At 65.4% G+C, this 12,140-nt stretch carries 10 protein-coding genes; 8 read left to right on the top strand and 2 right to left on the bottom strand.

All coding sequences use genetic code 11. The annotated features are described in order from the left end of the window. Positions 1 to 20: 20 nt before the first annotated feature. Positions 21 to 1,208 carry a Gfo/Idh/MocA family protein gene (locus C1D09_RS00105; RefSeq protein ID WP_143972411.1) on the bottom strand — a complete coding sequence of 396 codons (1,188 nt, stop codon included), beginning with the start codon at positions 1,206 to 1,208 and terminating at the stop codon, positions 21 to 23. A gap of 118 nt (positions 1,209 to 1,326) precedes the next feature. Between C1D09_RS00105 and C1D09_RS00100 the strand changes: the two genes are divergently transcribed. The 8 genes from C1D09_RS00100 to C1D09_RS00065 all read left to right on the top strand — a co-directional run bounded on the left by C1D09_RS00100 (position 1,327) and on the right by C1D09_RS00065 (position 10,360). Then, positions 1,327 to 2,220, top strand: a complete 894-nt coding sequence (locus tag C1D09_RS00100) for a MurR/RpiR family transcriptional regulator (protein WP_143972410.1) — start codon at positions 1,327 to 1,329, stop codon at positions 2,218 to 2,220. Positions 2,221 to 2,298: 78 nt separating this feature from the next. Next, positions 2,299 to 3,081 carry an SDR family oxidoreductase gene (locus C1D09_RS00095; protein WP_143972409.1) on the top strand — a complete coding sequence of 261 codons (783 nt, stop codon included), beginning with the start codon at positions 2,299 to 2,301 and terminating at the stop codon, positions 3,079 to 3,081. Then, a complete protein-coding gene (locus C1D09_RS00090; protein WP_143972408.1) occupies positions 3,078 to 4,613 on the top strand; it encodes a mannitol dehydrogenase family protein in 1,536 nt (511 codons plus the stop codon). Before C1D09_RS00095 ends, C1D09_RS00090 begins: the two co-directional genes overlap by 4 nt. Positions 4,614 to 4,637: 24 nt before the next feature. Further along, the gene (locus tag C1D09_RS00085) at positions 4,638 to 5,552 is read left to right on the top strand and encodes a sugar phosphate isomerase/epimerase family protein (protein ID WP_143972407.1); all 915 of its coding nucleotides are present in this window, start codon (positions 4,638 to 4,640) and stop codon (positions 5,550 to 5,552) included. A gap of 124 nt (positions 5,553 to 5,676) precedes the next feature. After that, a complete protein-coding gene (locus tag C1D09_RS00080) occupies positions 5,677 to 6,711 on the top strand; it encodes an ABC transporter substrate-binding protein (protein ID WP_143972406.1) in 1,035 nt (344 codons plus the stop codon). Between the two features lie 150 nt (positions 6,712 to 6,861). Next, the gene (locus tag C1D09_RS00075) at positions 6,862 to 8,406 is read left to right on the top strand and encodes a sugar ABC transporter ATP-binding protein (RefSeq protein WP_143972405.1); all 1,545 of its coding nucleotides are present in this window, start codon (positions 6,862 to 6,864) and stop codon (positions 8,404 to 8,406) included. After that, positions 8,403 to 9,377, top strand: coding sequence for an ABC transporter permease (locus C1D09_RS00070; protein ID WP_143972404.1), 975 nt, complete (start codon positions 8,403 to 8,405; stop codon positions 9,375 to 9,377). The genes C1D09_RS00075 and C1D09_RS00070 overlap by 4 nt, the downstream gene beginning before the upstream one ends. After that, positions 9,374 to 10,360 (top strand): ABC transporter permease, encoded by a 987-nt coding sequence (locus C1D09_RS00065; RefSeq protein WP_143972403.1) that lies wholly within the window; start codon positions 9,374 to 9,376, stop codon positions 10,358 to 10,360. Before C1D09_RS00070 ends, C1D09_RS00065 begins: the two co-directional genes overlap by 4 nt. Before the next feature lie 180 nt (positions 10,361 to 10,540). Here C1D09_RS00065 and C1D09_RS00060 read toward each other — a convergent pair whose 3' ends face one another. Next, entirely contained in the window at positions 10,541 to 11,986 is a 1,446-nt protein-coding gene (locus C1D09_RS00060; protein ID WP_143972402.1) for an adenylate/guanylate cyclase domain-containing protein, read from the bottom strand. Between the last annotated feature and the right edge of the window lie 154 nt (positions 11,987 to 12,140).

Genomic DNA, 12,140 nt, shown 5'->3' with positions numbered 1-12,140 from the left:
CTGGTGAGGGAGATCGGCTGTCACCCCGCAAACCGCGCTGCCGTCCACGCACCGCCCGCCGCGTTCGACTCCACCGCCGCGGCGACGAACTTCACGCCGCGCGCACCGTCGACCACATCCGGCACCCGGGCGGCGCTCGCGGCATCGACGACGCCACCTGAACGATGCGCACGGATGATGTGGGCGGCGTCGCGGTAGAAATTGGCGAAGGCCTCGATATAGCCTTCCGGGTGCGCCGCCGGCATGCGCGACACGCGCCGGCTTTCTTCGGTCGAACCATGGCCGCCGCGCACCAGCGTGCGGGTTTCCTCGCCATAGCGCGAGAAACGCAGTTCCTCCGGCCGCCCGCCCGACCATTCGAGCCCGGCTTTGTCGCCATAGATGCGCACGGACAGATCATTGTAGTGGCCGGGCGATGTCTGGCTTGCCAGGATCGTGCCGCGCGCTCCCTCCGTCCAGCGCACCATGACATGCGCATTGTCGTCGAGCCGGCGCCCCGGCACCGCGGTGAACAGATCCGCCGACACCGCCTCGGCCTCGCAGCCTGAGATATAGCTCGCCAGATTGAAGGCGTGCACGCCGATATCGGCCAGCACCGCCGACTGCCCTGCCCGCGCCGGATCGGTGCGCCATTCCGCCTGCTTCTGTCCCTCGGCGTCGATCGGCCTGGTCAGCCAGTCCTGGATGTAGGCGCCATGCACCGAGACGATGCGGCCGAGCTCACCCGCCGCCACCATTTCGCGCGCCTGGCGGACCATGGCGTAGCCGGTGTTGTTCAGCGTGACGACGAAGCGGCGTTTTTTGGCGCGCGCAAGCGTCACCAGCGCTTGCGCGTCGCTGAGCGTGGTCGACAGCGGCTTGTCGCAGATCACATCGATGCCCGCCCCGAGGAAGGCGGTGGCAATCGCCGCATGCAGATGGTTGGGCGTCACGATGACGACCGCGTCGATGCCATCGGGCCGTCCGGCTTCCGCCAGCGCCATCGCATGGTAATCGGCATAGCTGCGTTCCGGCGCGATGCCGATCTCGGCGGCCGAGACGGCCGCATTCTCAGGATCCGACGACAGCGCGCCGGCCACCAGCACGATCTGGTCGTCAAGGCGCATCGCCAGCCGATGCACGGCGCCGATGAAGGCATTGCGGCCGCCGCCGACCATGCCGACCCTCAGGCGCCTGCCCGCCGATCCATCCGATGTTGCGTAGACCATGTTTTCTCCTCCGAACCGATCCCTGGCGACCGGCCAAACCTCAAGCTCGGCTACCACTTTCGAACACAATTTCCAATTTCTGTATTGTAATACGATTGTGCCACGCTAGCCTGAGATCATGAGTGGGGCAGGTAAATCTTCGGGACGATCTCTTGCAGGCGAGGCGGCAACGCGCAAGCGCGGGCGCTCGCCGGCGGCGCTGGGCTATTTCAAGCCGCAGACCTATGAGGAACTGCGCGCCGTGCTCTCCTCCGGCACCTTGCATTTTCCCAAGCGGCTGCGCCAGGTGGCGATCTTCCTGTGGCAGCATCCGAGCGATGTCGCGCTCGGCACCATCGCGCAGGTGGCCGCACAGGCGGGCGTGCAACCCTCGACGCTGGTGCGCTTTGCCCAGATCTTCGGCTATTCCGGCTTTTCCGATTTCCAGGGCCTGTTCAAGCAGCACGTCAAGGGCTCCTGGCCCGAAGCGCGCGGCGAGCCGCGCACCGAGGCCGAGCTCAATGCCGCCATGCATTTCCTGCACGGCATGGTGGGCGCCTCGCAGGCCTCGCTCGGCCGCATCGAAGCGGGCTTCGACGTCGAGAGCTTCGAGAAGATGGTGACGTTGCTGGCGGCAGCCGAGTTGATCTATGTCATCGGGTCGAAGCGCGCCTTCCCGGTCACCGCCTATCTGTCGCTGACCCTATCGCAGCAAGGCGTGCGCAACGTGCTGGTCGACAATGTCGGCTCCTCGGCACTCGATCAGGTCGGCTGCATCGGCGGCCGAGATGCAGTGCTGGCCGTTTCCTTCAGCCCCTACAATTCGATCACGCCCGACCTGGTCGCCGTGGCGCATGAGCGCAGGGCCCGCATCGTGACCATCACCGACAGCACCTTCAGCCCGCTGATCGCTTTGTCGGATAGTTGGCTGGAAGTGGTGGAATCCGATTTCGCCGGCTTCCGCTCGCTGGCGGCCTCGCTGGCGGTAGGCATGGCGCTGGTCCAAGGCGTCGCGGCAAAACGCGGCACATGAGGCGCTGCTGGTACAATTGACTATCGGGAATTGCCGTTCCATATTTCAAAAAATAGAAACTTTGTTCCGGGAGGAGGAATGGAGCTTCATCTCCAAGGCAAGGTCGTGCTGGTCACCGGCGCGACGCAAGGCATAGGCCGCGCCATCGCCGAGATGCTCGCGCGGGCCGGCGCCGGCGGCCTGCTTATCACGGGACGCGACGGCAAGCGCGGTGACGCCGTGGCGGCGGAACTGGCGGCCATCGGCACGCCGAGCATCTTCGTCGCCGCCGACCTTGGAGACGCGCAGGCCCCTGCCTTGTTGGCGCGGGCCTGCATTGAGCGCTTCGGCCGCATCGATGGCCTCGTCAACGCCGCTGGCCTGACCGACCGCGCCTCTTTCCTCGATGCCGGCCTGGACGACTGGACCTCGCTGTTCGCCGTCAATGCGCGCGCGCCGTTCTTCCTGATGCAGGCTGCCATCGCCGACATGAGGAAGCGCGGGGAGCCCGGCGCCATCGTCAACATCCTGTCGATCAACGCCCATTGCGGCTCGCCGGAACTCGCCGTTTATTCCGCGACCAAGGGTGCGCTGGCGACGCTGACCAAGAACGCCGCCAACGCCCACCGCTTCGACCGCATCCGCGTCAACGGCATCAATGTCGGCTGGACCGACACGCCGGCCGAACGCGTGATGCAGGCCGAAACATTGGGCCATGGGGCAGGCTGGCTCGACGCCGCCAACGCCGCGCAGCCTTTCGGCAGGCTGCTCAAGCCGGACGATATCGCCAACCTTGCCGTCTTCCTGCTTTCCGACGCGGCCGGGCCGATGACGGGCGCCGTGATCGACCAGGAGCAGTCGGTGATCGGGGCGAACCGGTGAACGCCGCTTCGACAGCGCCGGAGACGCTGGGGCCGGCCCTGCTGGACCAGCTTCCGGCCGCTGTCCAGACGCCTGGATATGACCGGACAACCCTTGCGCCCGGCATGGCGCATCTCGGCGTCGGCGCGTTCCACCGCTGCCATCAGGCCGAATACACCGATGATTTGCTGGCGCGCCAGTTCGACCGCTGGGGCGTTGTCGGCATCAACATCCGTCCGCCCACCCTTGCCGACACGCTGGGTCGGCAGGGCGGCCTCTATACAAGGCTGATCCGCGAAAACAGCCACATCGAGGCCCGGATCATTGGCAGCATCGTGAAGGTGGTGGACAGCCAGGCAAGCCCCGCACCGGCACTCACGGTGCTGTCCTCGCGCGATATCGACCTGGTGACCATGACGGTGACGGAGAAAGGCTATTGCCACATCCCGTCGAGCGGCGCGCTCGATTACGATCATCCCGACATCGTCCATGATCTCGCCAACCCCCATGCGCCGCGCAGCGTGCCCGGCATCCTCGCGCGAGCGCTGGAACTGCGCCGGGCCACGCATGGCCGGCCCCTGACGCTGCTCTCCTGCGACAACATTCCGACCAACGGCGTCATCCTGCAAACCGTGGTGCGGAGCTTTGCCGAACGGCGGGGCAATGGCCTCGCCGACTGGATCGCGGTCAACGCCGCCTTCCCCTCGGCCATGGTCGACCGCATCGCGCCGGCGGTGACGCAGGACGATCTCGACAACGTCGAGCAATGGTTCGGCTACCGCGACGCCGCCGTCGCCGTCGGCGAGCCGTTCCGGCAGTGGGTGATCGAGCAGAAGTTCGCCGGCCGCGTGCCGCGCTGGGATCTGGTCGGCGCGACTTTCGTCGACGACGTCACGCCGTTCGAGCATCTCAAGATGCGGGTGCTGAACGGCGCCCAGACGACGCTCGCCACGCTCGGCGTGTTGGCCGGGCTGGAGCATACGTCGGATGCCATCGCCGACCCGCTGCTGTCCACCTTCGTCAGGCGCATGCTGGTCGAGGAAACGCTGCCGACGCTGATGCCGGTGCCCGGCATGGATCCCACGGCCTATATCGAGCAGAGCCTCGCCCGGCTGAAGAACACCGCGATCCGCCACCGCAACCACCAGATCGCCACCGACGGATCGCAGAAGATCGTCCAACGCTTGCTCAACCCGATCCGCGATCGCGTCAGCCAGGGCGCCAGCATTGGCCTGCTGTCGGTGCCGGTCGCCGGCTGGATGGCCTATCTCATCGAGGCCTCGGACCGCTTCGGCAGGCGCTGGCCGGCGTCGGATCCCTATGCCGGCAAGGTCGCGGCAATCGCCGACGCCGCCGGCCGCGATGCGACGGCGCTAGCTTCGGGCATCCTCGCCATCGACACGATTTTCGACCCCGGCCTTGCCGCGAACGAAACGTTTCGCGCGGCCGTCACGTCGGCGCTGGGCGAACTGCTTTCGCACGATCCGATGACGGCTGTCCGGCACAGCATCGAACAAGATGAGGCCGCAAGGTTGAAACGATCCAAACAATAGGCATTATTAAGGCTGGGAGGCATTATGAAACTTGGACTGCTCACCGCACCTTTCGCGGAGACGCCGCTTGCCGATGTCGCGGGCTGGGCCAGTTCAGCCGGCTTCGAGGCGCTCGAAATCGCCTGCTGGCCGAAAACCTCTGGTGCAACGCGCCGCTATGCCGGCACGAGCCATATCGATGCCGCCTCCACCTCGCCCGCGCAGGCCAAAGAAATCGCCGCCTCGCTGGCGGAAAAGCACCTGATCATCTCTGGCCTCGGCTACTATCCCAACCCGCTGCATCCCGATGCCGCGCACCGCGAGGCGGTGATCGGCCATCTGAAGAAGGTGATCGTTCTGGCTGCCAACATGGGCGTGCCGGTAGTCAACACATTCTGCGGCGGCGACGCCGCCAAGACCGTCGACGTCAACTGGCAGGACGCGCTGAAAATCTGGCCCGGAATCGTCGCTTATGCGCGCGATCACGGTGTCAAGCTCGCCTTCGAGAACTGCCCCATGATCTTCAGCCATGACGAGTGGCCGGGCGGGCACAACATCGCCTATTCGCCGCAGGTCTGGCGCCGCATCCTGGAAAGCTGGGGCGGCGATGTCGGCATGAATTTCGATCCTTCGCATCTGGTCTGGCAGATGATCGAACAGGCTCGCTTCATCAGGGAGTTCGGCCCCTACATGCTGCATGTCCACGCCAAGGATTTGATGATTGATCGTGATGGTTTGTACGAGCGCGGAATCCTCTCGGCCGGGATAGGCTGGCAGGTGCCGCGCATGCCGGGGCTGGGCGATGTCGACTGGAGCGGCTTCTTTTCCGGCCTCTACCGCGCCGGCTATGACGGGTCGGTGATCATCGAACACGAGGACAGGCGGTTTGAGGGCAGTGACGAGCAGGTGAAGCGCGGGTTTCTGCTCGCCCGCGACGTTCTGCGTCCCCTGGTGAAGTGAGGAACAGGCACGTCGGCAACGACATGCTGAGGACAACGAGTTGAAACGGGCCGCCTGAATCTCTTTCTGAGCGGCTTCAACGACTTGGAACTGAAACTGAAAAACAATGTGGAGGAAGACTGAAATGAAGAAAATCCTGACCATCGCCCCGCTGCTTGCGGGTGCTGCCTTGCTGGCTTCGGTGGGCGTCTCGTCGGCCGCCGGCAAATACACGATCGGCATTTCCAACACCGTGCAGGGCAATGGCTGGCGCGAGGAGATGGTGTGCGCCATGAAGGCGCAGGCGCTGGCTTCCGGCGAGGTGGCAAAACTCAACATCGCCCACCGCAACACCGATGCCGCCGGCCAGTTGGAGGACATCCGCAACCTGATCAGCGCCAAGGTCGACGCCATCGTCGTCAACCCCGCCGATCCGGCCGGCATCAAGGCGGGGCTGGAAGAAGCCACCAAGGCCGGCATCGTCGTCGTCGCCGTCGACCAGGCGGTCACCGAGCCGTCGGCCTACATCATCTCCAACAACCAGGAGGAGTACGCCTATCTCGGTGCCAAATGGCTGTTCCAGCAGATGGGCGGCAAGGGCGAGGTGTTCTACATGCGCGGCGCCGCCGGCGCCTCGGCCGACAGTGATCGCGACAAGGGCTTCAAGAAGGCGCTGGCCGAATTCCCCGACGTGAAGGTGGCGCAGGAAGTCTTCACCGGCTGGCAGCAGGACCAGGCCAAGCAGCAGATCCTGTCCTTCCTGTCGACGGGAACGCCGATCAACGGCATCTGGACCTCCGGCATCGACAACGTCATCGTCGACGCGCTGGTGGAATCGCAGGCGCCGCTGGTGCCGATCGTCGGTGCCGACAATGCCGGCTTCGTCGGCCAGCTCTCCTCGGTCAAGGGCCTCGTCGGCGCCGCCGTCACCAACCCCGGCTCGATCGGCGGCGCGGGCGTGACGCTCGCCCTGCAGATCCTCGACGGCAAGAAGCCGGCGCAGCAGACCGTGCTGGTGCAGCCGCAACTCTGGGAAAACGCCACCGAGGAAGGCAAAGCCAAGCTGAAGGCCGCCGCCGACCCCTCGCTCAGCCCCGAATGGCCGGTCTCGATCTCGATCCCGGACTGGACGACGTACACCAAGGACCAGATCGTGGCCTGCAAGGGCCCGGGCGAGTAAACAGGGCTTAACTGACCATCTGTTGGCGCTGCCCCTCACTGCCGGACATCTCTCCCTGTCTCTATACGGGGAGAGGATGCCGGCAGGCAGGTGAGGGGCGGCGCCGACGTTCGCCATTGATTTGATCATGTAAATCGAGACCAACCTGATTTGACCAGCAGCCCTCTCCTCGACGCCTCGGGCGTCGCCAAGAACTACGGCGCCGTTGCTGCGCTTCGCAATGCGTCGCTCTCCGTGCTGCCGGGCGAGGTGCACGCGCTGATGGGGGCCAATGGCGCCGGCAAGTCGACGCTGGTGAAGATCCTGACCGGGGCCATATCGGCCAATGCCGGGCGCATCCTGATCCGGGGCGAGGCCCGCGACATACGCTCGCCCGCGGCCGCCCGCGGCGCCGGGTTGCTGCCGGTGTACCAGGAGCCGTCGCTGATCCCCGATCTCGACGTCCTGTCCAATCTCAGGCTGACCGGCACGCCGGTCGAGCCGTTCCGCGCCTGGGTGCGCGAACTGGGTATTGCGGACCTCGACCTGCGCGACACAGCGCGCGACATCCCGCTGGCCGTGCTGCGCGTGCTTGACCTTGCCCGCGCTTTGGCCGTCGAGCCCGCCGTGCTGCTTCTCGACGAGATGACGGCCGCGCTCCCCGCCAACCTCGCCGAAAAGGTACTGGAAGTGGTGCGTCGCCAGGGCGATGCCGGCCGCGCCGTCATCTTCATCTCGCACCGCTTCGTCGAAATATCCGCGCTGTGCGACCGCGCCACCGTGCTGCGCGACGGCGAGACCGTCGGCGTCGTCGACATCGTGCCGGGCGTCGAGGAAAAGATCGTCGAGCTGATGCTCGGCACCCGCATCGTCAAGACCCATGTCGCCGCGCGCAGCGCCGCCGAGAAGGCGGCGCCCGCCCCTGCCCGGCCGCGGCTTGCCGTGCACAAGCTGCGCGCCGGCACCAAGCTCAACGACATCTCCTTCGATCTCGGGGATGGCGAGGTCGCCGGCGTCGTGGCGCTCGAAGGCCAGGGCCAGGATGAGTTGTTCGCAGCCCTTGCCGGGTCGATCCGGCCCTCGGGCGGCACGATCGAGGTCGATGGTAGCCCGGTGAAATTTGCGCACCCTATCGACGCCATCCGGGCAGGCATCGCCTATGTGCCGGGCGACCGTTCCGAGGCGCTCGCCATGCAGCGCTCGGTGCGGGAAAACATCGCACTGCCCTTCAGCGCCGCGCTGCGCAACTGGGGGCCGATCAACATGCGCAAGGAGCGGGCCACCGTGCTCAGCGCCATTGAGCGGCTGCAGATCGACACCCGTGCCCAGGGCGAAGTGCAGCGCCTGTCCGGCGGCAACCAGCAGAAGGTGACCATCGCCCGCTGGATCGCGGCCGATGCCCGCACCATCTTGTGCTTCGACCCGACGCGCGGCATCGATGTCGGCACCAAACAGGAGATCTACAAGCTGCTGCGCGAGTTCGCCGGCCACGGCAAGTCGGTGCTGTTCTACACCTCGGAACTGGAAGAGGTGCAGCGCGTCTGCGACCGCGTCATTGTCATTTTCGGCGGCCGCCTGGTCGACATCTTTCCGGTCGAGGAGGCCGACGAACCGGCACTGATGCGCGCCGCCTACGGCCTGCCGCGCGGCACCAAGGCCGATATCGGCATATTGGCCGATCCCACCGCCTCCGATGCGCCGGAGGCCAAGCCATGAGCCATTTCGCGCGCCGCCAGGGCTGGGTCATCGGCCTGTTCGCCCTGCTCATCGTGCTGTTCATCGCCACCAGGATCATCCAGCCCGGCTATGGCAGCGGCGATTTCGGCTCGCTGGCGCGGGCGGTCTTGCCCTATGCCTTCGCCGTGGCCGCGCAGACGGTGGTGGTCATCGCCGGCGGCATCGACCTGTCGGTCGCCGCCATGATGGCGCTGACCAGCGTCACCGCCGCCTCGATGATGGCGGGCGCCTCGGAGGAATACGCGCTTTTCGTCGTGGCTTTCGTGCTCGCGATGGGCTTTGTCCTGGGCGCGCTCAACGGCCTGCTCATCGTCGTCACACGCGTGCCCGACATCGTCGTCACCCTCGCCATGCTGTTCGTGCTGCAGGGCGCCGCCCTGCTGGTGCTCGGCGCGCCCGGCGGCGGCGCCGCCGAATGGCTGAAGGCGATGATCTCGGGCACCGTGCCGATCCCCGGCCTGCCCGACGCCATCGACGCCTGGGTCCCGAAGGCGCTGCTGGTGCTGATCGTGTGCCTCTGCGTCATCTGGATTCCGCTCCGGCGTTCGCGCCTCGGCCTCTCCATCTATGCCATCGGCTCGAGCGAACTCGCGGCGTTCCGCTCAGGGGTGCCGGTCAAGCGCACCCGCATCATCGCCTATGCGCTGTCGGGCCTGTTCGCCGCCTTTGGCGGCCTGGCGCTGACCATGAGCACCGGCATCGGCGCCCCCATCCCCGGCCCCTATCTGCTCGCCAGCGTTGCCGCCGTGGTGCTGGGCGGCGTGGCGCTCGGCGGCGGCAAGGGCGGCCTGCTCGGGCCCATCGTCGCCGTCTTCGTGCTGCGCCTGGTGCGCACGGACCTGACGCTGCTCGCCATCGACCCCAACGTCACCGCCATCATCGAGGGCGCCATCATGGTGGCGGTCGTGATGTTCGGCGCTTTCATCACCATGCGGAGCCGGCAACAATGAGCAACGCCGCGACTGGTCCCCAATCCGTCCCCTACGGCCGCCGGGTCAAGCGCTTCATGGCCGACCGGCCGCTCATCCCGCTGATCATCCTGCTGGTCATGCTGGTGGTGATCCTGCAAATCCTGCGCCCCGGCATCGTCAATGAGCGCTGGATCGCCAACACCATCAAGTTCGCCATTCCGCTCGCCATCCTCGCCGGCTGCCAGACCATGACCATGCTGACCGGCGGCATCGACCTGTCGGTCGGCACGGTGGCGACGATGAGCGCCTTCATCATGGCCACGCAGATCGTCAACCAGGACCCGGCTGTCGCCTTCCTCCTGGCGATGATGCCGGCGGTGCTGATCGGCGTCATCAACGGCATCGGCGTCGGCGTCTTCCGCGTCCACCCGCTGATCATGACACTGGGCACCAGCCTGATCGGCACCGGCTGCCTGCAGGTCTACCAGCGCACGGTGATCGCCTCGGGCGCGAAGATCCCCGACTTCCTCGCCTGGCTCGGCACCGGCGTAACCTTGGGTTTCCCCAACGCCCTGCTGCTGTTCGTGCCGCTGGCGGCCCTCATCGTCTTCACGCTGGCCCGCACGGGCTTCGGCCGCCTGCTCTACGCCGTCGGCGACAACGAGCGCGCGACCCGCCTGTCGGGTGTGCAATACTGGCAGGTCATCACGGCGCTCTACGTCACCTCGAGCCTGCTCGCCGGCATCACCGGCCTGCTCTATATCGGCCTGATCAAAGCCCCATCGCTCTCGCTCGCCGAACCGCTGGTGCTGCCCTCGGTGGCGGCGGCCGTCATCGGCGGCACCTCGATCTTCGGCGGCCGCGGCGGCTACACCGGCACCATCATCGGCGCCTTGATCCTGACCGTGCTGACGACGCTCTTGACGATCCTGCAGATGCCGGAGGGGGCAAGACGGATCCTGTTCGGTCTGATCGTGCTGTTCGTGACGGCGGCGTATTTAAGGATTGTGGAGGAAAGATAGGGTCGGAGCTTTTTGATCTAAAGTCGACTTTCGCCGACTGAACTCTGAACGGCTGCTTTGCGCCTCCTAGCAGACATTCCTATAGTCCCGTCCCTACACCCAAAAGCCGACATCACTAATACAGGCCACAGCCATGCGTTCGCAGAGCAGTGCGAAACGGAGTTGGCACGCAATCCGTGTCTATCCCCGCATAATGCGATAGACAGCTGCATCACCCTCCACGCCTCGAAGATGCGCGTCAAAAGCCACAACACGATGGCCGGCAAGCATTTCGCGAACCCCTAGCGCGGAATAGAGCGCCTCGGAAATGCAGACCTGTCCGGCCTCTGCCAAGGACTGCACGCGCGCGGCGACATTCACGGTCTGGCCGAAATAATCGAGGTTGTCGTTGAGTGTCACGGCGATCGACGGTCCACAGTGGGCCCCGATCTTGAGGATGATCCCCGGCCCGTCATGGTCGCCGTTGAAGCGATCGATTTCTTCAAAGATGTGGAGTGCAGCCGAAATCGCATCCGACGGCTGCGAGAATACAGCCATCACCGCATCCCCAATCGTCTTGACCACCGCCCCCGAATGGTGCCGAACCGCCGCGTTGACCAGAGCGAAATGCTCGCGCACCAAAGCATAGGCGTTGAGGTCACCCAGGCGCTCATACATGGCGGTCGAACCCTTGAGGTCCGTAAACAGGAAAGTGATCTGCCGGATGCCGAGCCCCTCCTTCTCGTCGACACGCTCGGACCGGAAGAGCTGGCGGAAGGTTTGCCGTGCAAGCAGCGCTCCACCGGAAACATAAGGGTCGAAATCGAGCGCTGGCTTGGTGGTCAGCGCGACAAGCTCGGGCGGCCAGTTGATGACAAGCAACGAACCTCGCACAGGCCCTCTATTCGCCACCTCGATGACAATCGGGCCAGGTGGCACAGTGGGTAACGCCGGCAAGAAACGCTTGCCGTCATAATCGATCTTCAGAAGCGTCGGCTCCAACGCCGGATCGCCTGATATTGGCACGGCAAATGCGGCCTGGGTCCGGACGTTGACGCCAGAAAGGGCACCCGGTCCCAGGTCGGCGCGGAGCACTGTGATGGTGCCGGGCGGCAGAAACGTCATGCCCCGGACGAAGCCGCGCAGAACGTCAAGAAAGCGAACGTCTTGCCCCGGTAGCCGCCCGTCATGTCCGAAGTGGAGCTTCCAGTGAAAATCCTCGACAGCCAGCGTCTCGGGATTATGGTGCGGCAGGCGCCGCAGCTTCGGCGATATCGAGAAGGTGACCTCGATGAAATCGTCGAGGTCGGTGTCGCCCGACACGTCGCACAGGCCACAGACGTAATGGGTCTTCAGCGTACGCAGGGCGCCGAAACTATCGAGCACCATCCCGGACTGGGGACACAGCACATCCCAGCTCATGTCGAACAAGCCACAGCGGGCGGCATGGAGGAAGAGGTCGATTGCTTCAGGCTCGGCGATCGCGCGGTCGCGAGCAAAGGCCAGCGGATTGGCACGATAAAGCGAGTTGTCGTCGGCGCTCCTGATCAGCGTCTCGAATTTCGAGATGACGCGCGGGCTCCAGGCGCGCGCCTGCTCCACCTTGGTCATCTTGCTTTCGAGAAGACGATCGTCGACTACCGTCACGCCCGATCCTCCACCTTGCTTCGCGGCAGCCTACTAAAAAACGAGCGCGATGCGAATGGATTGAATTCCTTTATTGGCACGATCACCCTGCACGGCAACTGTCTGGGTGGTTCGTCTCGGAACCGGACCGTCTTCTTGCGGCCCCTATCGAGAC

This window comes from Mesorhizobium intechi, from assembly GCF_002879535.1.
Taxonomy (GTDB): Bacteria; Pseudomonadota; Alphaproteobacteria; order Rhizobiales; family Rhizobiaceae; genus Mesorhizobium; species Mesorhizobium intechi.
This window is presented reverse-complemented; position numbering and strand designations above follow the sequence as displayed.

Bases quoted from the DNA above. Each gene is read 5' to 3' on its own strand.
- C1D09_RS00095 (WP_143972409.1), top strand. From the start codon at position 2,299: ATGGAGCTTCATCTCCAAGGCAAGGTCGTGCTGGTCACCGGCGCGACG.
- C1D09_RS00070 (WP_143972404.1), top strand. From the start codon at position 8,403: ATGAGCCATTTCGCGCGCCGCCAGGGCTGGGTCATCGGCCTGTTCGCC.
- C1D09_RS00065 (WP_143972403.1), top strand. From the start codon at position 9,374: ATGAGCAACGCCGCGACTGGTCCCCAATCCGTCCCCTACGGCCGCCGG.
- C1D09_RS00105 (WP_143972411.1), bottom strand. From the start codon at position 1,208: ATGGTCTACGCAACATCGGATGGATCGGCGGGCAGGCGCCTGAGGGTC.
- C1D09_RS00100 (WP_143972410.1), top strand. From the start codon at position 1,327: ATGAGTGGGGCAGGTAAATCTTCGGGACGATCTCTTGCAGGCGAGGCG.
- C1D09_RS00080 (WP_143972406.1), top strand. From the start codon at position 5,677: ATGAAGAAAATCCTGACCATCGCCCCGCTGCTTGCGGGTGCTGCCTTG.
- C1D09_RS00085 (WP_143972407.1), top strand. From the start codon at position 4,638: ATGAAACTTGGACTGCTCACCGCACCTTTCGCGGAGACGCCGCTTGCC.